This is a genomic window from Achromobacter spanius (genome assembly GCF_039673305.1).
Taxonomy (GTDB): Bacteria; Pseudomonadota; Gammaproteobacteria; order Burkholderiales; family Burkholderiaceae_B; genus Achromobacter; species Achromobacter spanius_F.
Genome location: NZ_JBDJLJ010000042.1, coordinates 1 through 19,875 on the forward strand (window position 1 = coordinate 1; position 19,875 = coordinate 19,875).

Annotated in this window: 19 protein-coding genes; 7 read left to right on the forward strand and 12 right to left on the reverse strand. The window is 66.3% G+C overall.

All coding sequences use genetic code 11. The annotated features are described in order from the left end of the window. Positions 1-72 precede the first annotated feature (72 nt). Complete coding sequence (locus ABE485_RS23445) at positions 73-1,407, reverse strand: ParB/Srx family N-terminal domain-containing protein (protein WP_346517645.1); 1,335 nt, start codon at positions 1,405-1,407, stop codon at positions 73-75. A 199-nt stretch (positions 1,408-1,606) separates the two neighbouring features. Between ABE485_RS23445 and ABE485_RS23450 the strand changes: the two genes are divergently transcribed. Continuing rightward, positions 1,607-2,275, forward strand: a complete 669-nt coding sequence (locus tag ABE485_RS23450; RefSeq protein ID WP_346517646.1) for an ankyrin repeat domain-containing protein — start codon at positions 1,607-1,609, stop codon at positions 2,273-2,275. A 56-nt stretch (positions 2,276-2,331) separates the two neighbouring features. On the opposite strand, the gene ABE485_RS23455 is transcribed toward ABE485_RS23450, so the two are convergent. Beyond that, positions 2,332-3,438, reverse strand: coding sequence for a porin (locus ABE485_RS23455; RefSeq protein ID WP_346517647.1), 1,107 nt, complete (start codon positions 3,436-3,438; stop codon positions 2,332-2,334). A 273-nt stretch (positions 3,439-3,711) separates the two neighbouring features. On the opposite strand from ABE485_RS23455, the gene ABE485_RS23460 reads away from it, so the two are divergent. The 3 genes from ABE485_RS23460 to ABE485_RS23470 all read left to right on the forward strand — a co-directional run bounded on the left by ABE485_RS23460 (position 3,712) and on the right by ABE485_RS23470 (position 7,030). Beyond that, positions 3,712-4,365 (forward strand): NUDIX hydrolase, encoded by a 654-nt coding sequence (locus ABE485_RS23460; protein WP_346517648.1) that lies wholly within the window; start codon positions 3,712-3,714, stop codon positions 4,363-4,365. Between the two features lie 103 nt (positions 4,366-4,468). Further along, positions 4,469-5,302, forward strand: a complete 834-nt coding sequence (prs, locus tag ABE485_RS23465) for a ribose-phosphate diphosphokinase (protein WP_346517649.1) — start codon at positions 4,469-4,471, stop codon at positions 5,300-5,302. A 27-nt stretch (positions 5,303-5,329) separates the two neighbouring features. Continuing rightward, positions 5,330-7,030: a nicotinate phosphoribosyltransferase gene (locus ABE485_RS23470; RefSeq protein ID WP_346517650.1), complete on the forward strand. Its 1,701-nt coding sequence runs from the start codon at positions 5,330-5,332 to the stop codon at positions 7,028-7,030. A gap of 78 nt (positions 7,031-7,108) precedes the next feature. On the opposite strand, the gene ABE485_RS23475 is transcribed toward ABE485_RS23470, so the two are convergent. The 5 genes from ABE485_RS23475 to cyoA all read right to left on the reverse strand — a co-directional run bounded on the left by ABE485_RS23475 (position 7,109) and on the right by cyoA (position 12,043). Then, a complete protein-coding gene (locus ABE485_RS23475; RefSeq protein WP_346517651.1) occupies positions 7,109-7,888 on the reverse strand; it encodes an SURF1 family protein in 780 nt (259 codons plus the stop codon). Then, entirely contained in the window at positions 7,888-8,301 is a 414-nt protein-coding gene (gene cyoD / locus ABE485_RS23480) for a cytochrome o ubiquinol oxidase subunit IV (protein ID WP_346517652.1), read from the reverse strand. Before cyoD ends, ABE485_RS23475 begins: the two co-directional genes overlap by 1 nt. Then, the gene (cyoC, locus tag ABE485_RS23485) at positions 8,298-8,939 is read right to left on the reverse strand and encodes a cytochrome o ubiquinol oxidase subunit III (protein WP_346517653.1); all 642 of its coding nucleotides are present in this window, start codon (positions 8,937-8,939) and stop codon (positions 8,298-8,300) included. The genes cyoD and cyoC overlap by 4 nt, the downstream gene beginning before the upstream one ends. Continuing rightward, positions 8,932-10,935 carry a cytochrome o ubiquinol oxidase subunit I gene (gene cyoB / locus ABE485_RS23490; protein WP_346517654.1) on the reverse strand — a complete coding sequence of 668 codons (2,004 nt, stop codon included), beginning with the start codon at positions 10,933-10,935 and terminating at the stop codon, positions 8,932-8,934. The genes cyoC and cyoB overlap by 8 nt, the downstream gene beginning before the upstream one ends. A 64-nt stretch (positions 10,936-10,999) precedes the next feature. Then, positions 11,000-12,043, reverse strand: coding sequence for a ubiquinol oxidase subunit II (cyoA, locus tag ABE485_RS23495; protein ID WP_346517655.1), 1,044 nt, complete (start codon positions 12,041-12,043; stop codon positions 11,000-11,002). Between the two features lie 221 nt (positions 12,044-12,264). Between cyoA and ABE485_RS23500 the strand changes: the two genes are divergently transcribed. Next, the gene (locus ABE485_RS23500; protein ID WP_346517656.1) at positions 12,265-13,599 is read left to right on the forward strand and encodes an MFS transporter; all 1,335 of its coding nucleotides are present in this window, start codon (positions 12,265-12,267) and stop codon (positions 13,597-13,599) included. Between the two features lie 15 nt (positions 13,600-13,614). On the opposite strand, the gene ABE485_RS23505 is transcribed toward ABE485_RS23500, so the two are convergent. Together ABE485_RS23505 and ABE485_RS23510 are read right to left on the reverse strand one after the other, a co-directional pair. Further along, complete coding sequence (locus ABE485_RS23505) at positions 13,615-14,658, reverse strand: histone deacetylase family protein (protein WP_346517657.1); 1,044 nt, start codon at positions 14,656-14,658, stop codon at positions 13,615-13,617. Between the two features lie 100 nt (positions 14,659-14,758). Further along, positions 14,759-16,024 (reverse strand): SH3 domain-containing protein, encoded by a 1,266-nt coding sequence (locus tag ABE485_RS23510; protein WP_346517658.1) that lies wholly within the window; start codon positions 16,022-16,024, stop codon positions 14,759-14,761. Between the two features lie 149 nt (positions 16,025-16,173). Between ABE485_RS23510 and ABE485_RS23515 the strand changes: the two genes are divergently transcribed. Then, on the forward strand, positions 16,174-16,575 hold the full coding sequence (locus ABE485_RS23515; protein WP_346517659.1) for a hypothetical protein: 402 nt from the start codon (positions 16,174-16,176) through the stop codon (positions 16,573-16,575). Between the two features lie 6 nt (positions 16,576-16,581). On the opposite strand, the gene ABE485_RS23520 is transcribed toward ABE485_RS23515, so the two are convergent. The 3 genes from ABE485_RS23520 to ABE485_RS23530 form a co-directional block, all read right to left on the reverse strand. After that, complete coding sequence (locus ABE485_RS23520; protein ID WP_346517660.1) at positions 16,582-17,202, reverse strand: hypothetical protein; 621 nt, start codon at positions 17,200-17,202, stop codon at positions 16,582-16,584. 55 nt (positions 17,203-17,257) lie between these two features. Then, on the reverse strand, positions 17,258-17,656 hold the full coding sequence (locus tag ABE485_RS23525) for a hypothetical protein (protein WP_346517661.1): 399 nt from the start codon (positions 17,654-17,656) through the stop codon (positions 17,258-17,260). A gap of 89 nt (positions 17,657-17,745) precedes the next feature. Next, on the reverse strand, positions 17,746-18,639 hold the full coding sequence (locus ABE485_RS23530; protein ID WP_346517662.1) for a LysR family transcriptional regulator: 894 nt from the start codon (positions 18,637-18,639) through the stop codon (positions 17,746-17,748). Positions 18,640-18,747: 108 nt separating this feature from the next. Between ABE485_RS23530 and ABE485_RS23535 the strand changes: the two genes are divergently transcribed. Continuing rightward, positions 18,748-19,734: a TerC family protein gene (locus tag ABE485_RS23535; RefSeq protein WP_346517663.1), complete on the forward strand. Its 987-nt coding sequence runs from the start codon at positions 18,748-18,750 to the stop codon at positions 19,732-19,734. The last annotated feature ends 141 nt before the right edge of the window (positions 19,735-19,875 follow it).

The following is a 19,875-nucleotide window of genomic DNA, read 5'->3' on the forward strand; positions in this document are numbered from 1 at the left end:
GGCTGGACCGGGTCCAGGCCAGGCCCGCGATGCAGGGCGACATCTGAGTCCGGCGCGGCGCTGGGCCTGCCGTCACCAGCCCCAGCAGGTGCCCGCCGCGGGCTTGCCGCAAGCGCGGTAATTGACCGCGAACCACAGCTTGCCGGCGCCGCGCGGCGTGAGGTCGGACGTCTTGACGTCGTCGCGCGGCAGCTCTTCGAGCGTGTCGCGCGCGGCCTTGGTGGGCGAGCCGCTGGCGGCGCCCGCAACCAGCGCGATCCGCCCCAGGCTGGCCGCATCGCGGTCTTCGAACACGATGTCGGCGTCGTTCAGCGCGCTCATCTTCAGCGACGCGTCGCGCACGGCGGCCGCATAGCTGTCGGCGGATCCGGTGGGGGCAAGGCTGCTGTTCAGCGTGCTGACGGCCAGGATCTGCGCGGGCGTGGCCGGCGCCTGCATCTTGTATTGGTCCAGCCCCTGCAGCTGGCCGGCGGCGGCCTGGCGGCGCAGCCAGTCGCCCCACAGGAACTCGGCGAATTCGGGCAGGTTGCCGTTGCTGTAGGCGATGTCCCGGGTGAAGTACACCAGCGAGCGGTAGCGGTCTTCCTGCATGCCGCCCGGCTCCTGCGCGCTGGGCAGGCCCAGGCGCGCGGGCAACTGGTCCACGGTGATGGGCTGATTCTGGCCGTCGCGCAACCAGGCGCGGCGCTCGTCGACCATGCGCTGCCAGAAGGCGGCGGCAGTCGTCAGGTCGCTGTAGTTGGCGTCCACCTTCACCCAGACCGGCAGCTTGGGACCGCCGTCGGCGATCTCGCGCAGCGACGAGAACGTGTGGTGGCCGTCGGTCAGGTACAGGTTGCCGTCCCAGCCCACGACCACCGTCTTCAGGTTGGCGGTGTTCGTGCCCGGCGCGTCCAGGCAGGTAAAGGTGTCGGGTTGGTCCAGGCGCGCGGCGCGCGCCTCCGCGATGCTCTGGAATTTCTGCGTGCGCTCGGCGCCGCCCACGTCTTCGCAGTAGTCGTCGAACTTCTTGCCGACGGTGCGGTTCAGGTAGTCCAGCTGCAGCACGGGGTCGGCGGCCCAGGTGGCGCGGTCGAAGTCGCCTTGCCAGCGGCCGAGCTTGTAGTAGATCTGGTCGTAGCCGATGGCGGCCTGGGTGGGATGCAGTTCCTCGATGCGGACCTGGATGACGTCGCCCGGCTTGGCCTGCAGGTAAGCCGTGTTGCGCGACGGCGTTTCGGGTTCGGGCGCCGGCGTTTCCGGCTGGGGGGCGGGGGTTTCCGCGACGGGCGGCTGGACATCGTCATCGTCGTCGCCGCCGCCGTTGCAGGCGGCCAGCGCCAGCGGCAGCAAGGCCAGCGCGCAAGCGCGCATCAGGCGTGAAGGGCGGACGAAGGAAGGAAGCTCGGAAGCGAAACGAGTAGGCATGGCAGTTCTTGGGGGCTGCGATCAGTAAGGGAGGCCGATCATGCCGGACGCTTGTTTCCTGCGCATTGCACTGCACCGCGGACTGGGCCGAGCTTAGGTCGGCGCGACGCCGGCCGCAAGGAGATAATGGCGGCGCGCCCGGCCGGCGGTTCGCCGCAGCGGCACGGGCATGTGGAAAATGACAAGGAGGCTGCAGGGAATGGCTTACATCAACTTCTGGCGGGCCTGCGTCGTGCTGGCGCTGTCCGCAGTCGGCTTCGGCGCCGCCGCGGGCGACCGCGCCGCCCAACTGCTCGAGGCGTCGGGCAAGGGCGACACCGCGCGCGTGCGCGAACTGCTGGCCCAGGGCGCGCCGCTGGAAGCGCGCGATGCGCAGGGCAACACGCCGCTGCTGCGCGCCACCCAGGGCAATCATGCGCAGGCCGCCGGCGCGCTCATCGAGGCCGGCGCGGACGTGAACGCCCAGAACCGCATGCAGGACAGCGCCTACCTGCTGGCGGGGGCGCAAGGCTATCTGGATATCCTGGAACTGACGCTGCGCCATGGCGCAGACCTGAAAAGCACCAATCGCTACGGCGGCACGGCGCTGATTCCCGCGTGCGAGCGGGGCCACGTCGACGTGGTGAAGCGCCTGCTGCAGGCGGGCGTGGATCCCGACCACGTCAACCGGCTGGGCTGGACGGGGTTGCTCGAGGCCATCATCCTCAGCGATGGCGGGCCGCGCCATCAGGCCATCGTGGCGCTGCTGATCGAGGGCGGGGCGGATGTGAACCTGGCCGACGGCGACGGCCGCAGCCCCTTGTTGCATGCGCGCCAGCGCGCACAGACCGAAATCGTCCGACTGCTGGAGCGCGCCCAGGCCCGCTGACAGACCTGGGCGGCAAAGCAAGCCGGCGCCGCATGGCGGGCCGGCATTGCATCCGCTTAGAACTGGTGGCGGATGCCCACGCCGGCGGCCGTGCTCTTCAGGCCGTCGATGAACGCGTAGTCCGTGCCGTACGAACCATAGGCGTACAGGTTGGTGCGCTTGGACAGGTCGTAGGTGTAGCCCACGCTGTAGACGTTCATGTTCTCATCGCCGCCCGTCAGCTTGTCGTTGGACGGGGCCACGTGCTGCCACGAGGCGAACAGGCTGCTGGAGCCGCCGACCGGCAGGGTCGCGCCCAGCATGTAGGAGTTCGCCTTGAAGCCGTCCACGAAGCGGTTGGTGCCGAACTCATCGCTGAAGGGCGTGCCGGCGGGCAGGTCCTGGCCCACGAACCAGCCGTCGGTGGTGCGGCCGTAGGCGGCGGCAAGCTTGACCACTTCCAGGTCGTAGGACACGCCCAGGGCGTACTGGCGCGGCGTGGCGCCATTGTCGATCGAGCTGCGGTTGGCGCCGTTCAACTGGTCGTAGGTCAGCGCGATGTTCAGCGGACCCTGCACGTAGCGCAGGCCGGCGGTGATGCCGCGCGTGTTGTCGGCGGTGCGAAAGCCCGTCTGGTCCGTGGTGGTGTCGTCGGCATTGAACGAATAGCCCACGCCGAGTTCGAAGCCGTTCACTGACGGGGTGCGGTACATGACCATGTTGTCCCAGCGCATGGTGTTGGCCGCGCTGAAACCCAGGCCCAGGTTGGATTGGGTGTAGCTGGTGTAGAAGGGGTCGATGTCGGCCAGGTAGTTCGAGCCGACCGTGGCCTGGCGGCCGAATTCCAGCGAGCCCCACGCGTCGTTGGCCAGGCCGATGGTGGCCTGCCGGCCGAACAGGCGGCCCGATTGGCCGCGCTGGCCGTTGGCGGAGTCGAAGCCGCTTTCCAGTTTGAAGACGGCGCGCAGGCCGTCGCCCAGATCTTCGGATCCGCGCAGGCCCCAGCGGGAGCCGGCCTGGATGCCGTTGATCATGCCGAGCTTGGAGCCGTTGTAGCCGTCGCCCTTGATCTTGTTGTAGCCGAGGCCGGTGTCGATGACACCATAAAGAGTGACTGACGGTTCTGCCTGGGCAATGCCTGCAAACGAAGCCAGCATTGCGGCGGCGAGCAGCGTCTTTTTCATCCGGGAAACTCCTGGGATATGGGTTGGAAAAAACAAAAGGAACAGCACGCCTAGCATCAATCCGGCGGTGTTCCTTGGGCTGCATTGTAGAACAATGCGTTATTTTCCGTTAACGAGCGTCAATTTCAGGCTATCTTTGATAATTCTCGTGCCTTCAATTCTGGTCGCAGGGCGTTGCCCCCTGTCTCCTCCAAACGTGCGATCCGACCGGCGGATTGACCGGCGGGCGTCATAGTGGCATCTTGCCCCGAAGCCAATCCTGTCGAACCGCCCGTGGACTTTCCCAATCCCCTCGTCACCGTCGACGCCGTCCTGCTCACCCTGCGCGACGGCGGCCTGGAGATCGCGCTGCACCAGCGCGACCGCGAGCCCTTCAAGGGCGCCATGGCGTTGCCGGGCGGCGTGGTGCATGCGGACGAGGACACGTCCACCGAAGACAGCATCCGGCGCGTGCTGCGGGACAAGACCGGGTTCGAGCCGCGTTACCTGGAGCAGCTCCAGGTGTTCTCGGGGCAGGACCGCGATCCGCGCCAGTGGTCGCTTTCCGTGGCCTATGTGGCGCTGGTGCCGGCGGCCGAACTGGAGGCGGCCAGGCGCGCGGAATTCCGCTTTGTCAGCGTGGACGCCTTGCCGCCCCTGGCGTTCGATCACGCCGCCATCGTCGGGGCGGCCGTCAAGCGCCTGCGCGGCAAATCCAGCTATTCCACGCTGCCGTTCTTCCTGCTGCCCGAAAGCTTCACGCTGACCCAGCTGCAGCACACCTATGAAGCCATCCTGCAGACCCGCCTCGAAAAATCGAACTTCCGCCGCAAGATGGAAGCCTGGGACGTGCTGGAGCCCACCGGCGGGCAGGTCGGGGGCGCCCAGCGGCCGGCGCGCCTGTACCGCCTGAAGGATTTCACCCTGTTCGACCGCAGCGTCGCCTGAGCGCGGCCGGCCGATGCGGCGAAACTCCTTAATAGTTGCAAAACAACAATAAGTAGGCTTATACTGGCGCCACTTAGTTTTGAAATGCCACTAAGGGATGACCATGTTCACCATCACTGCGCTAGTAGAAGGACAACGCCACAGCGATACGCCGGCCGCGTTCACGTTCCCGGGCGGCGAATGCCAGGTCACGATTCCGGCCGGCTTGCGGCGCCAAGCGGACGCCGCCAGCGAATTCCGCATCCACGCCCTGCTGAAGTCGGCGGACGACGTCATGCGGCTGCTGATGCTGACGGACGCGTTGCGTCGCCTGAACCCGGCCGCGCCGGTGCACCTGGACATGCCCTACGTCCCGTATGCGCGCCAGGACCGCGTCTGCAATCCCGGCGAGGCGCTGGGCGCTGCCGTGTTCTGCAAGCTGATCAATGACCAGCAATACGCCACCGTGACCATCGTGGAGCCGCACAGCGACGTCACGCCCGCGCTGCTGCAGCGCGTGCGCGTCGTCGATGCCGCCGCCTTCCTGCAAAAGGCGCTGGCCGCCCCGATGTTTGCTCGGGGCGTCACGCTGATGGCGCCGGACGCCGGCGCCCGCAAGCGGGTGCAGGCCCTGGCCCGCAAGCTCGGCGTGAGCGATGTTCGCTACGCGGAAAAAGTGCGCGACCCGCAAACCGGCCGCATCACGGAAACCCGCGTGCCCGACGATATTCCCGCGCAGCCCGTGCTGGTCGTCGACGACATCTGCGACGGTGGCCGCACGTTCCTGGAACTGGCGGCCGCCCTGCGCGACAAGACGACGCAGCCGCTGTGCCTGTACGTCACCCACGGCATCTTCAGCAAAGGCCTGGCCGAACTGAACGCCCGCTATGCCGCCGTTTTCACCGCCTGGGACTGGACCGCCGCCGAAGGCGCCGGCGCTCCCGTGCTGGTCAACTAAGAACGAAGAACTAAGAAGGAACCCGCCATGAATGCCCCCGACTCCCTGGCCCCCGCCGTCAAGAACGGCCTCAATCCCTTCCTGCAGGCGGATTTCTACAAGACCGGCCACCCGTTCCAGTATCCGGAAGGCACCAACAGGATCCTGGCCAACTTCACGCCGCGTTCGGCCCGGCTGGCGCCGGTGCTGCCGGAATTGTTCGACGACAAGATCGTCTGGTTCGGGCTGCAGGGCTTCATCAAGGAGATCCTGATCGGCCTGTTCGACCGCGAGTTCTTCGCCAGGCCGGCGGACGACGTCGTGCGCCAGTACCAGCGCCGCGTCGACAACGCGCTGGGCAAGGGCGCGGTCACGGTGGACCACTTGCGCGCCCTGCACGAGCTGGGCTACCTGCCGCTGGAAATCCGGTCGGTGCCGGAAGGCGCGCGCGTCGACATCCGGGTGCCCCCGGTCACCTTCATCAATACGCGGCCGGAATTCGCCTGGCTGGTGACCTATATAGAGACCCTGTTCAGCTGCGAGTGCTGGAAGCCGTCGACGGTTGCGACCATCGCCTTCGAATACCGCAAGCTGCTGACCTACTACGCGCGGCTGACGGGCAGTCCGATGGACTTCGTGAACTGGCAGGGCCACGACTTCTCCATGCGCGGCATGGCCGGCCTGTACGACGCGCGCAAGTGCGGCGCGGGCCACCTGCTGTCGTTCACCGGCACCGACACCATTCCCGCGATCGACTACCTGGAGGACATCTACGGCGCCGACTCCGACCGCGAACTCATCGGCGGCTCCGTGCCGGCGACCGAACACTCGGTAATGTGCCTGGGCAGCAAGGAAGGCGAGATCGAAACCATCCGCCGCCTGGTCACGCAGGTCTACCCCGCCGGTATCGTGTCGGTGGTGTCGGACACCTGGGATTTCTGGCAGGTCGTGACGGACTTCGCCGCGGCGCTCAAGGCCGAGATCCTGGGCCGCGGACCGGATGCCTACGGCAACGCCAAGGTCGTATTCCGTCCGGATTCCGGCGATCCCGTGAAGATCCTCACCGGCTACTTCTGCACCGACGTGCCCCGCGTGGCCGACCGCGCCGCGATGGCGCAGGCGCTGGAGGGCGGCTTCGAGGCCGTGCGCGATGCCGAGACCGGCGCGTACTGGCTGCTGGGCGAAGGCGCCTGCGCGGCGCAGGCGCTGCGGCCCGAAGAAGTGAAGGGCGCGGTCCAATGCCTGTGGGACACCTTCGGCGGGACCGAGACGGAGCGCGGCTACAAGCTGCTGGATTCGCACGTCGGCCTGATCTACGGCGACTCGATCACCCTGACCCGGGCGCGCGACATCCTGGTGCGCCTGGCGCGCAAGGGGTTCGCCTCGGGCAACGTGGTGCTGGGCATCGGCTCCTACACCTATCAATACCTGACCCGCGACACCTTCGGCTGGGCCCTGAAGGCCACCTATGCCGAGGTCAACGGCGAACCGCAGGAATTGGTGAAGGACCCGGTCACGGATTCGGGCGTGAAGCGTTCGGCCAAGGGCCTGTTGCGGGTGGACGAGACGCCGGCCGGCTATGTGCTGCGCGATCAGCAGACGCCCGAACAGGCGGCGGGCGGGGCGCTGGTGCCGGTGTTCCGCGACGGCTGCCTGCTGGTCGAGCAGAACCTGGCCCAGATCCGCGAACGGCTGCAGGGATCCTGGGTGTGCCCGGAACCCGGCAGCATCCGCTGGCCGGGCCAGTAAGGCGGGCCGCTCCCGCCGGCTGCAAAAAAATGCGGCGCCCGAAGGGGCGCCGCATTTCTTCAACCCGGCCGGACCGGTTCAGGGCTTGTTGCGCGCGCGCTTTTCCTCGCGCACGAAAACCGCCACGCCCACGATCACCATCAGCGCCAGCGCGTACCAGGTGATGGCGTAGACCAGGTGGTTGTTCGGAAAGCTGAGCACCGTCAGCCCCCCGACGGGCGCCTTGGCCGGATTGCGTTCCGGGCTGGACGCCGCATCGGCATCGATGAAGAACGGCGCCACATCGGTCAGGCCGCGCGCGGTGGCGATGGCCGGAAGATCGCGTGAATACCAGAGGTTGGCGGCGGGGTCGTTGTTGCGCAGGAAGCCGCTGCCGGGTTCGCCCATGCGCAGCAGGCCGGTGACCTGCCCGGGCGCGGGCGGCTGGGCGATCTGCGCCTGGGCCTTGCGCCATTCCGGCAGCACGAAGCCGCGGTTGACCAGCACCGTGCCGCCATCGGGCAGTTCCAGGGGCGTCATGACCCAGTAGCCGCTGCCCAGTTCGGTGGCGGCCTGCACCAGCGTCTGCTGGTCGAACTTGTAGGTGCCGGACGCCGACACGTGGCGGTATTCGGCGTTGTCGGACGTGAGCGCGGGCCAGTTGGCCTTGGCCGGAGCCGGCGTGGCCGGCGCGTGGGCGCGCTGGTCGACCTGCGCGATCAGGGCGCGTTTCCAGGCCAGCCGGTGCACCTGCCAGGTACCCAGGGCGCAAAGCCCGGCGAACACGGCGGCAGCAAGCAGCCCCAGGATGACCAGGGTTGCCTTGCTGCGCGGATTACGGGAGGTGTCGCGTGAAGAAGTGTCTTTTACTGCTGACATCAGGGCATTTTCCGCATGTCGTGGGTGGACATGGGCATCATGTTGGAGTTCAGGTGATACATGATCCAGATGGATCCGCTGAGCGTGATTACGACCAGCACCAGCGTGAATATTAACGCCAACATATTCCAGCCGCTTTCGGACTTGGTGTCCATGTGCAGGAAATAGATGATGTGGACCACGATCTGCACCACGGCGAAGGCCAGGATCACCAGCCCGGTGACGCGCGAGCTGTCGATCACCCGGTCCATGACCAGCCAGAACGGGATGGCGGTCAGGATGGCCGCCAGCACGAAGCCGGTCAGGTAGCTCTTGAGGGTGCCGTGGGCGGCGCCGTCGTCATCGTCGTGGTGGTCGTGGCCATGATGCCCGCCGTGCCCGGTGTCGGCCAGATTGTCCATGTGCGAGCTCATGGCAGCACTCCCATCAGATACACGAAGGTGAACACGCCCACCCAGATCAGGTCCAGAAAGTGCCAGAACATCGACAGGCACATCAGGCGGCGGCGGTTTTCGGGGATGAGGCCGTGCATGCGCACCTGAAGCATCAACGTCACCAGCCAGACGATGCCGAACGTGACGTGCAGCCCGTGCGTGCCGACCAGCGTGAAGAAGGCCGACAGGAAGGCGCTGCGCTGCGGTCCGGCGCCCTGGTGGATCAGGTGCGAGAACTCGTACAGTTCCAGCGACAGGAAGCCCACCCCCAGGATGCCGGTCACGGCAAGCCAGGCCTGGGTGGCGCCGATGCGGTTGCGCCGCATCTCCAGCATGGCGAAGCCATAGGTGATGGACGACAGCAGCAGCAGCGCCGTGTTCACCGCCACGAGCTGCAGGTCGAACAGGTCGGCGCCGGACGGGCCGGCGGCGAAGTTGCGGCCCAGCACGCCATAGACCGCGAACAGGCAGGCGAAGATGAGGCAGTCGCTCATCAGGTAGACCCAGAACCCGAGCAGCGTGCCGTTCTTGGGATGGTGTTCGCCAGGAACGTAGAAGACGGGCTCGTGGGACGGCGCGGCGCCGCCGGGCAGGGTGGGGGCGTAGGTATCAGACATGTTGCGCTAGCAGCCTCGTGCGGGCGTCTTCCGTGGCCACGACCTCTTCGGTCGGGACGTAGTAGTCGCGCTTGTAGTTGAAGGTATGGATGATCGACACCAGGATCAGCGCCGCGAACGCCAGCACGGTCAGCGGCCACATGTGCCAGATCAGCGCAAAGCCCATCACCACGCTGATTCCCGCCAGCACGATGCCCGCCCAGGTGTTGCGGGGCATGTGGATCGGAATGAAGCCCAGGCGCGGGCGCTGGTAGCCGTGCTGCTTCATCTGCCACCAGGCGTCCAGGTCATGCACGCGCGGCGTGAACGCGAAGTTGTAGTTGGGCGGCGGCGACGACGTGGACCATTCCAGCGTGCGGCCGTCCCAGGGGTCGCCCGTGGTGTCGCGAAGCTGGTCGCGGCGGCGGTAGCTGACCACGAGCTGGATGATGAAGCTGGCGATGCCGCAGGCGATGAGCAGCGCGCCGAACGCCGCCACCTGGAACCAGATCTGCAGCGACATGTCTTCAAAGTGGTTCACGCGGCGCGTCACGCCCATCAGCCCCAGCACATAAAGCGGCATGAAGGCCACGTAGAAACCCACCAGCCAGAACCAGAACGAACACTTGCCCCAGAACGGATCCAGCTTGTAGCCAAAGGCCTTGGGAAACCAGTAGGTGATGCCGGCCATCAGCCCGAACAGCACGCCGCCGATGATCACGTTGTGGAAGTGGGCGATCAGGAACAGGCTGTTGTGCAGCGCGAAGTCGGCGGGCGGCACCGCCAGCAGCACCCCGGTCATGCCGCCGATCACGAAGGTGACCATGAAGCCCAGGGTCCACAGCATGGGGACCTCGAAGCGGATGCGCCCGCGGTACATGGTGAACAGCCAGTTGAAGATCTTGGCGCCCGTTGGTATCGAAATGATCATTGTCGTGATCCCGAAGAACGAGTTCACGCTGGCGCCGGACCCCATGGTGAAGAAGTGATGCAGCCAGACCAGGTACGACAGCACCGTGATCACGACGGTCGCGTAGACCATGGACGCATAGCCGAATAGGCGCTTTCGGCAGTACGTGGACACCACTTCCGAGAAAATGCCGAAGGCCGGCAGGATCAGGATGTAGACCTCGGGGTGGCCCCAGATCCAGATCAGGTTTACGTACATCATGGCGTTGCCGCCGAAGTCCGCGGTGAAGAAGTTCGTGCCCACGTAGCGGTCCATGGACAACAGCGCCAGCACCGCGGTCAGGACGGGGAAGGCCGCCACGATGAGCACGTTGGTGCACAGGGCGGTCCAGGTGAAGATGGGCATGCGCATCATGGTCATGCCGGGGGCGCGCATCTTCACGATGGTGACCAGCAGGTTGATGCCGGACAGCAGCGTGCCCACCCCCGCTATCTGCAAGGCCCAGATGTAGTAGTCCACCCCGACGTCAGGACTGTGCGCAATGCCCGATAAAGGCGGATACGCCAGCCAGCCGGTGCGCGCGAACTCGCCCACGAACAGCGACATCATCACGAGGATCACGCCGCCCGTGGTCATCCAGAAGCTGAAGTTGTTCAGGAAGGGGAAGGCGACGTCGCGCGCTCCGATCTGCAGCGGCACGATGTAGTTCATCAGCCCCGTGACCAGCGGCATGGCCACGAAGAAGATCATGATCACGCCGTGCGCGGTGAAGATCTGGTCATAGTGGTGCGGGGGCAGGTAGCCGGCGGAGTCGCCGAACGCCACCGCCTGCTGCAGGCGCATCATGATGGCGTCGGCGAAGCCGCGCAGCAGCATCACGATGCCCAGGATGACGTACATGATGCCGATCTTCTTGTGGTCGATGCTGGTGAACCATTCGTGCCACAGGTAGCCCCACTTCTTGTAGTAGGTAATGGAGCCCAGCACCACGATGCCGCCGGCCGCCACCATGAAGAACGTGATCAGCAGGATGGGCTCGTGGAAGGGAATGGCGTCCCAGGTCAGGCGGCCGAAGATCAGCTTGGTGAGGTCAGGTTGATCAGGCATCTCGATTCCCGCAAAAAGACCGCGATTTCATGAGGCCCGTGGCGTGCCGCACGGGCCGCCCGTGCTACAGCACCAGCCCTTCGGTGGCCGTGCACATGGCGCCCACGTACTTGCGCGGCGGCGTTCCCGTCAGCCCCAGGCGCTCGCGCATCTGGGGGTCCATGGTGGCGATGTTGCGCGCGCCCGGGATGCCGGCGCCGCCTTGCGCGTCGATGGCCATCGCAACGCGCATGCACATGCGGTTGGGTTCGACGCAGCGGTTGACGATGGCGTCGAACAGGCCGGGCGCGACCGACGCGAAGTGCTGGACCGGATTGCGCTCGCTGGGCTGCTCGAGCTTCAGGTAGGTTTCGCGGCTGAGCGCGGACGCGGACTTGCGCGCCTGCGCGACCCAGTTATCGAAGCCCTGCTGGTCCAGTCCATGAAACTTGAAGCGCATGCCGGAAAAGCCCGAGCCACTGTAGTTGGCGGACAGGCCCTCGTATTCGCCGGGGTGGTTGATCACGGCGTGCAGCGTGGTCTGCATGCCGGGCATGGCGTAGATCTGGCCGGCCAGCGCGGGCACGAAGAAGGAATTCATCACCGACGACGAGGTGATCTTGAACTGGATGGGGCGGTCGACGGGCGCGGCCATTTCGTTCACGGCCGCGACGCCCTGCTCGGGGTAGAGGAACAGCCATTTCCAGTCGAGCGCGACCACTTCGACCACCAGCGGCTTGGTGCCCGCGGGCACCTCGCGGCCTTCGGACAGGCGCGCCAGCGGACGGTAGGGATCGAGCTGGTGGGTGCTGACCCAGGTGAGCGCGCCCAGCGCGATGATGATCAGCAGCGGGGCGGCCCAGATCAGGAGCTCCAGCATGGTGGAGTGGTTCCAGTCGGGGTCGTAGTGCGCTTCCTTGTTGCTGGCGCGGTAGCGCCATGCGAACAGCAGCGTGAGGATGATCACCGGCACGATGATGATGAGCATCAAGCCGGTGGAAATGATGATCAGGTTGCGCTGCTGCACGGCCACGTCGCCTGATGGCGAGAGCAGGACCGCATTGCACCCCGCAAGCAATGGCAGGGCGGCAAACAGGATCAATCCGCGGAGCCTTGGGAAGGACGACATGGTCATACCCCGAAACGTAACCGTGGGAAGTAAACGAAACACTACGCTGGAAGCCGCGAAAAATCTAGGGTAAAAAGAGCAAAAGTATGCACGGGAACGCGTGCGGGGCAGTCCTGGGCTTTGGGGCTTGCGGCTCCCGGCGTTATGGGCGTACCGTGGCACAGGTGTGTTGCAAGATCGTAGACAAGGCGTATCCAGAACCTTCTTTTGCGAGCGAACCCATGTCGACCACCACGCAATATCCCGGTCATCCCTCTCCCTTGCCGGGGCCCGGGGCGATCAGCGGCGGGGCCAGCCATGCCAAGGTGGCTCCTGGTGAAATCGCGGTGGGCGTGGTGGTGGGACGCGCCTCCGAATACTTCGATTTCTTCGTCTTCGGCATCGCTTGCGTGCTGGTTTTTCCGAAGGTGTTCTTTCCCTTCGAAGCACCATTGGAAGGCACGCTCTGGGCCTTCGTCATCTTTTCCTTCGCGTTCATCATGCGCCCGATCGGCACCGCCCTGTCCATGGCGATCCAGCGGCGCTTCGGCCGCGCGACCAAACTGACCGTCGCGCTGTTCGTGCTTGGAACGGCCACGGTGGGCATGGCGTTCCTGCCCGGCTATTCCTCCATCGGCGTGCACGCCATCACCTTGCTGGCGGTGTTCCGCTGCCTGCAGGGGCTGGCGTTCGGCGGTTCGTGGGACGGCCTGCCTTCGCTGCTGGCGCTGAATGCGCCGCCCAACCGCCGCGGCTGGTATTCAATGATGGGCCAGCTGGGCGCGCCCGTGGGCTTCATGGTGGCCAGCGCGCTGTTCCTGTACCTGCACCTGACGTTGACGCAGGCCGACTTCCTGGATTGGGGCTGGCGCTATCCGTTCTTTGTGGCGTTCGCCATCAACGTGGTGGCGCTGTTCGCGCGCCTGCGCCTGGTGGTCACCGAGGAATACACCCAGCTCCTGGAAGAGGGCGAACTGGAACCCATCAGCATCCGCGAAATCGTCAGCCAGCAGGGCTACAACCTGTTCATCGGCGCCTTTGCGGCGCTGGCCAGCTACGCGCTGTTCCACCTGGTGACGGTGTTTCCGCTGTCATGGATCGCGGTCAGCGGCACGCAGCAGATTTCCGACGTGCTGATCGTGCAGATCATCGGCGCGGTGCTGGGCATCCTGGGCACCATCGCGTCGGGCTGGCTGGCCGACCGCATCGGCCGGCGCACCACGCTGGGCCTGCTGGCGTTGCTGATCGGCATATTCGCGGTGGTGGCTCCGTGGCTGCTGGGCGGCGGCCCCAAGGCGCAAGACGCGTTCATCCTGATCGGTTTCGCGCTGCTTGGCCTGTCGTACGGACAGGCGTCCGGCACGGTCACGGCCAACTTCACGCGCCGCTTCCGCTATACCGGCGCCGCGCTGACGTCCGACATGGCGTGGCTGGTCGGCGCGGCGTTCGCGCCGCTGGTGGCGCTGGGCCTGTCGGCGCGCTTCGGGCTGGTGGCCGTCAGCGTCTACCTGTTGTCCGGCGTGGCGTGCACGCTGCTGGCGCTGCGCATCAACAAGGTGCTGGAAACGCGCGACTGACCCGTTGCACGGCGCTCAGCCCGCGTAGCCTTCCAGCACGTTCGCCACGTTGATGCCGACGTCGGCGACGGCGTAGCCGCCTTCCATCGTGAACACCGCGGGCAGGCCCAGGCCTGCCAGCATGCGTCCGACCTGAAGATAGTCCACGCTTTTCAGCTTGAACTTCGAGATCGGGTCGCCTTCGTAGGTATCCACGCCCAGCGCGATCACCAGCGCGTCCGCCTTGAAGGCGCGGACCGCGTCCAACCCCTGTTCCAGCGCCTGCGTCCAGGCGGCGAAATCGCTGCCCGCGACCAGCGGCAGGTTCAGGTTGCAGCCCTGGCCCGCGCCCTGGCCGCGTTCGTCGGCATAGCCCAGGTAGAAGGGGTACTCGGTCGTCGGATCGCCATGCACCGATACGGTCAGCACGTCGCCGCGTTCGTAGAAGATGCTTTGCGTGCCGTTGCCGTGGTGATAGTCCACGTCCAGCACGGCAACGCGCTGCGCGCCCGCGTCGCGCAGCGCTTGCGCCGCGAGCGCGGCATTGTTCAGGAAGCAGTAGCCGCCGAAGAAGTCCGCGCCGGCGTGATGGCCGGGCGGGCGCGTCAGCGCCATGGCGGCGCGCGGCCCGTGGCCGCCTGAAAGGGCGCGCGCCGCTTCGATGGCGCACGCGGCCCCGGCGGTGGCCGCTTCCCAGGTGCCGGCGGTCAGCGGACAGCCGCTGTCGAACGAGAACAGGCCGACGCGCGCGGCGAAGTTGGTGGGTTCCACGTCGTGGCGAAAGCCGCGTACGGGCCAGATCGAGGGCAGCACGTCCAGTTCGGCATTGGCGGGGTCCAGCGCGATCCATTCACGCCAGGCGCTTTCCAGGAAGTCCACATAGCGCGGGGTGTGCACACGCTTGATCAGATCCATGTCCGGCGCCGAGGGCGCGCGCAGTTCGCCGATGCCGCGCTGGTCCAGCGCTTGCAGCACGTACTCCAGGCGCGCCGGCGTTTCGTGGCACGGCACCAGTTTGCCGCGGAACATCTCCTGGCGGCCGCTGTGTTTGTCATGGACGGGGTTGTGGAAGATCAGCACGATGGATGGGTCCTGGAATGGTCTGTGCGGTTTGCGAAAGGCGCGGCTACAGCGGCCGGAAAATATACAGCGTCACGGCGGGCGGTTCGCGGAAGGCTGGCTAGTTCCGCTTCGGAAAGGGAAAGTCGAACTCGACCTGGTTCGAGTAAAGCGGTTCCCGAAGATTGCCAGGATCGGTCACGACGGCGGTCATGCGGTAATGGCCCGCCGCAAGATCGGGGACGACAGGGACGTAGTCCGCCTCGTTGATCCGGATCATGTAGGCAGGCTTGCCGTCGTCGTCCGTACGCCACAGCACCGGCGCGTCCACCAGTCCGATGCCGCTGTCCGGGGCCTGCGACCCCGCCCGTCCCAGCGTGATGGCGTCGGCCTGGAGCAGGGGGTGGACGATGCGGTCGCCCTGCGCGTTGATCAGCAGCAGCCAGATCCGCGGCGTCGGAAGTTCGACCGGCGCGGTACCGTGATTGTCCAGGCCCAGCGTGAAGCGGCCGCCGGATTCTTCGTCGTCCCAGGCGTCCAGATAGTTGAACAGGTTGAGTTCCAGTCCATTTTCGTTCGGTGGCGCGGACTGGTAGCGGTGCTTGTCGACGCGCAGCTCGCCGTAGCGCGCCCATTTCAACGCGCCGCCGCCGGTGCGCACCTGCAGCCAGCCGCGAGGTTGCAGCGCAACCACCGCCAGGCGCTCGCCCTCGGATACGGTCATGGAGGGTCGTCCGTTGACGTCGGGCGCGTCGTAGAGATCCAGCTTGCCGACCTGCACGATGCCGCCTTCCAGCGGCGAGCCTTCGCCCTCGATGTCGATGCTGTCGAGCGAGCCGTCCTCGCGGAAGCGCCAGGTCAGTTCAGCCTGCGCGGTTTCCAGGGGGAACAGCGCTTGCTTGGTCCATGAGGTGGCGCGGGCCGTGCCGTCCGGGCGCAGCACGTATTCCTCGACACCGTTGCTGCCGGCGCCATAGCGGCAGCCGACGCTGAAGGCGGGAAGCGTGGCGTCGAAGGCCGGATTGACGAAGCCGTGGCAGGGGCTGGCGTCCCCGCCGGGATGCGGAATTTCCTGGAAGCCGCCATGGGCGGGGCGGTACAGGAACAGCCGGCTCACGACCTGCGAGCCGCCGCCGCTCTGGCCCAGGACCAGGTCCTGGTAGCCGTCGTGGTCGATGTCGACGGCCTGCATCTGGTCGATTTCCTCGTCGAATTCGCCCAGCAGCTGCGCGGGGCCGTTGCCCACGCGCACGGTGGCGCGCTCCGGGGCGCCGCCGCTGGTCGTCACGGTGGCGGGCAGGCCCGCCTTGATCGGGTAGGGAAAATCGCGCGCCCAGGCGCTTTGTCCCAGCGTCGCCAGCATGGCGGCAAGCAGAATGCCTTTCACCCGTTCATCCTCCCAGTCGGATCAGGCAGGCATTATGCCCCACGGGTTTGCGGGTAAACGAGCAGTGCGCGGCCGCGGACGCTCGGTCATCCTGGTTAGAATCCGTAGACAGGCATTGCCCGCGCTATCGTGTCCCGCGCACCGTCCCCATGAACGTCCCGTTTCCCATCCGCCAAGAATGCCCGCCCGGCGCCTGTGTGTGCGACCGCGAGCGGCTGCTGGCCAATCCGGCCTCGGACCTGCGCGTCCTGCGATTGACCCGGGACGAGGAAAAGCGCCTGGTGGCGCGGCTGGAGAATCTGTCCAGCCTGGAAGACCTGCGGGCGATGCAGGGGCGCATCCAGGCGCAGTTGGGCATCGTGATCCACATCGTCCCCAGCGACAACGAAGTGCGCACCTCGCGCGGCATCGCCATCCAGCTCGAAGAACTGCCCGGTCTGTGCCGCAAGACGCGGGCGTCGCTGCCCGCTGCGATCCGGCGCGGCTTCGACAACCGGCCCGAGATCGTCTATGCGCTGCTCAACGAGCGCGACCTGCTGAGCGGAACCTGAGCGCGTTCAGGATTTCCTGCCGGCGGGCGGGCAGGGGGCCAGCGGCACGACGTCCGCGGGCGAGCGTCCGGCTTCCGGCCGGGTGGCGTCGCGTTTCTTGGCCGCGCGCGCGGGATAGATCAGCAGCACGGCGCTGCCTTGCTCCAGCCTGGGGCTTTGCGCGGTGCCATAGGCTACCGTCCAGCCGCGCAGGGCCAGTGGCGCCAGCGTGTACTGCAGCGCTGATCCGGGCGACACGTGCGCGACCTTGCCCGCGTACAGCTCCTGCTGCGGCGTGTCCACCCCGTTGATCTTCCGGTAGGTCGCGATGCTGACGAGCGCGGCCGATTCGCCGTGGCGCGCCAGCACGGCCGTCTTGTACTTGCCGGGAGGAATGTCGGTCAGGCTGACGTCGATGCTGCCGCTGCCCTGGCCGCTGGCGCTCAGCTGCACGCCGACGACATCGGCCTGTGAAAGAGGCGCCGAGCCCGTGTTGCGCACGCGCACGCTGTACTGTCCCGACGTGCCCGTCACCGTGCAGACGTCCACCCCGTAGGCCGCCGGCGACGCCTGCGCGTTGGCCATCGCGGCGCCGGCTATCAGCGCCGCCAGGGGAAGAAATAGGGCACGGGGAGATCGAGAAGGCACGGCACGCTCCTGTTGAGGGCAGCGTGCCGGAGCTGGCGCGTCGCCAGCCCCTTTTTTACACCACCTGGCGGCCGGGGGCCGCGTCGCGCTCGCGCTTGCCCGCGAGCCAGTGCAGGATGAGCGCCAGCACCAGCAGGCCGGCCATGATGAATCCCCAGCAGATCCAGCCCAGCACGGAGATCAGCGTGCCGAGGCTGCCGGCAAAGGGCAGCACCTGGTTCAGGCCCTGCGCCGCCCAGACCAGGCCCGCCTGCAGCGATTGCAGCCACGCGGGATCGACCCAGGCGGCCGCCCAGGCGGGGGCGACCCACTGCGAGGTGTCGATCGCGCTGCCCGGCACCTGGGCCGTGGCGATGGTGGCCAGCACCCAGTCGGTCAGCTGCAGCGTCAGCGCCACCAGCCCGGTCCAGAGCGCCGCGAGGACGGCGAAAGCGAGCCAGATGATTTTCTTCATTGAAGTGGTACTCCGATATTCCGAAAAAAAAGAATAGCCACGATAAAGCGGATTTTATTTCTGAAAAACCAGAGTGGATGTGACAAACATTAAGATAAAACCGAAGCTTTAACCTGCGCCAGGATTTGCCGGACCAGCGGATGGTGCTGGCCGCGGCGGTTGCGGATGGCGTGGATTTCCTCGTGGACGTCATCGCAGCGGGCCAGGGGCCGCAGTCCGCGCAGCAGCGCGATGTCGTCCCCGCCCAGCCGGCTGAGGGGGAAGACCCCCAGTCCGCGGGCGGCGAACACCGACATCAGCGCGCTGTCCTCGAATTCGCCCACCACGTTCGGATACACGCCTTGCTCGCCGAACCAGCGGTCCAGGGTCTGGCGCAGCACGGAATGGCCGGTGGGCAGCAGAACGGGCAGGCGTTCCAGGCAGCGGGGAAAGACCAGCGTATCCGATTTGCGCACGAGCTTGGCGGGGCCATACCAGTCGACCGGGGACGAAACCAGGCGGTCGCTGGTGAGCCGCAGGTTGGGGTTGGCCGGGGCGCCCTGGCCGGCCAGCACCAGGTCCAGGTGATGCCGCGCCAGTTCTCCCAGCAATTCCTCGACCTCGCCTTCGTGGCAGGTCAGGTGCAGGTCCGGGGTGTGGAGCACGGGGCCCAGCAGGGCATGCGCCGCGAGCTTCGAGATGCCGTCGGACAGCCCCACCGACAGCCGTACGACGGGCTTGGTGGCGGCGGCGCGCACTTCCTGGGGCAGAACCTGCCCGATCTGGAATATTTCCTCGGCGCGGGCGAAGGCGGCCTCGCCCGCATCGGTCAGCGCCACCCCCCGTCCGGCCGGCTTGAGCAGCTGGTGGCCCAGGTTCTTCTCCAGTTCGCGCACCTGGGCGCTGATGGTCTGGATGGCCATGTCCAGGCGCTCGGCGGCGCGGGAAAACCCGCCCTCCTTGGCGACCATCCAGAAGTAATACAGGTGGCGGTAGTTCAGCATCGGTGTCGGCTCACTTCGGTTTTTTCGAACCTTAACTCACTTTCAGGCTGATTTCTCCATCCGGGCGGGATCCGGATCATGGGCACCTTCGAATCTAGCGGGGCACTCATGGACACTTTGATCACCTTCTTCAACGCCGATTTCCTCGGCACGCCAGCCTGGAGCTGGCTGCTGTTCATCGGCATCGTCGTCAGCCTGCTGGCCTTTGACCTGGGCGTGCTGCACAAGGAAGACCGCGAGATCGGCGTGCGCGAGAGCCTGCTGCTTTCCGCCGGCTACATCACGGCGGCCGTGCTGTTCGGCGGCTGGGTCTGGTGGCACATGGGCCCGGCCAGCGGCATGGCCTATTACACGGGCTTCATGATCGAGAAGTCGCTGTCGATGGACAACGTCTTCGTGATCGCCCTGATCTTCAGCTTCTTCGCGATTCCGCGCCAGTACCAGCACCGCGTGCTGTTCTGGGGCATCCTGGGCGTGATTGTGCTGCGCGCCACCATGATCGGCCTGGGCGCCGCGCTGGTCAGCAACTTCGGCTGGCTGCTGTACCTGTTCGGCGCGTTCCTGGTGTTCACGGGCATCAAGATGTGGATGATCGCGGACCAGACGCCGGACATCGCCACCAACCCGATCCTGAAGTTCCTCAAGCGCCACATGCGCGTCACGGAAGGGCTGCGCGGCAATGCCTTCATGGTGACCGAGACCGATCCGGCGACGTCGAAGAAGGTGCGTTTCGCGACGCCGCTGCTGCTGGCGCTGGTGCTGATCGAGTTCGTGGACCTGGTGTTCGCGGTGGATTCGGTCCCGGCCATCTTCGCCATCACGACGGATCCGTTCATCGTCTACACCAGCAACATCTTCGCGATCCTGGGCCTGCGTGCGCTGTACTTCGCGCTGGCGGCGATGATCCACCGCTTCCACTACCTGAAGTACGCGCTGGCCCTGGTCCTGGTGTTCATCGGCACGAAGATCTTCCTGGTCGGTTTCATCGGCAAGGTGCCCCCGGCGATTTCGCTGGGCGTGACCTTCAGCCTGATTCTTGGCGGCGTGCTGTTTTCGCTGTGGAAAACCCGCTCGGATGAATTGAAGCCCCAGTAACCCCCGGCGTTTGCCGTGACCGCCCGCCCTTCGGCATCCGCCTGGGGCGGGCGAATCGTTTGGGGCTTGCCATATCTCCAGGATATGGATGGGTGGCTGGATATGAATTTGTCATATGAATGCGCCAGGCGTACAGTCGGC

Bases quoted from the DNA above. Each gene is read 5' to 3' on its own strand.
- ABE485_RS23445 (WP_346517645.1), bottom strand. From the start codon at position 1,407: ATGCCTACTCGTTTCGCTTCCGAGCTTCCTTCCTTCGTCCGCCCTTCA.
- ABE485_RS23450 (WP_346517646.1), top strand. From the start codon at position 1,607: ATGGCTTACATCAACTTCTGGCGGGCCTGCGTCGTGCTGGCGCTGTCC.
- ABE485_RS23455 (WP_346517647.1), bottom strand. From the start codon at position 3,438: ATGAAAAAGACGCTGCTCGCCGCCGCAATGCTGGCTTCGTTTGCAGGC.
- prs (WP_346517649.1), top strand. From the start codon at position 4,469: ATGTTCACCATCACTGCGCTAGTAGAAGGACAACGCCACAGCGATACG.
- ABE485_RS23470 (WP_346517650.1), top strand. From the start codon at position 5,330: ATGAATGCCCCCGACTCCCTGGCCCCCGCCGTCAAGAACGGCCTCAAT.
- ABE485_RS23475 (WP_346517651.1), bottom strand. From the start codon at position 7,888: ATGTCAGCAGTAAAAGACACTTCTTCACGCGACACCTCCCGTAATCCG.
- cyoD (WP_346517652.1), bottom strand. From the start codon at position 8,301: ATGAGCTCGCACATGGACAATCTGGCCGACACCGGGCACGGCGGGCAT.
- cyoC (WP_346517653.1), bottom strand. From the start codon at position 8,939: ATGTCTGATACCTACGCCCCCACCCTGCCCGGCGGCGCCGCGCCGTCC.
- cyoB (WP_346517654.1), bottom strand. From the start codon at position 10,935: ATGCCTGATCAACCTGACCTCACCAAGCTGATCTTCGGCCGCCTGACC.
- cyoA (WP_346517655.1), bottom strand. From the start codon at position 12,043: ATGTCGTCCTTCCCAAGGCTCCGCGGATTGATCCTGTTTGCCGCCCTG.
- ABE485_RS23500 (WP_346517656.1), top strand. From the start codon at position 12,265: ATGTCGACCACCACGCAATATCCCGGTCATCCCTCTCCCTTGCCGGGG.
- ABE485_RS23515 (WP_346517659.1), top strand. From the start codon at position 16,174: ATGAACGTCCCGTTTCCCATCCGCCAAGAATGCCCGCCCGGCGCCTGT.
- ABE485_RS23525 (WP_346517661.1), bottom strand. From the start codon at position 17,656: ATGAAGAAAATCATCTGGCTCGCTTTCGCCGTCCTCGCGGCGCTCTGG.
- ABE485_RS23530 (WP_346517662.1), bottom strand. From the start codon at position 18,639: ATGCTGAACTACCGCCACCTGTATTACTTCTGGATGGTCGCCAAGGAG.
- ABE485_RS23535 (WP_346517663.1), top strand. From the start codon at position 18,748: ATGGACACTTTGATCACCTTCTTCAACGCCGATTTCCTCGGCACGCCA.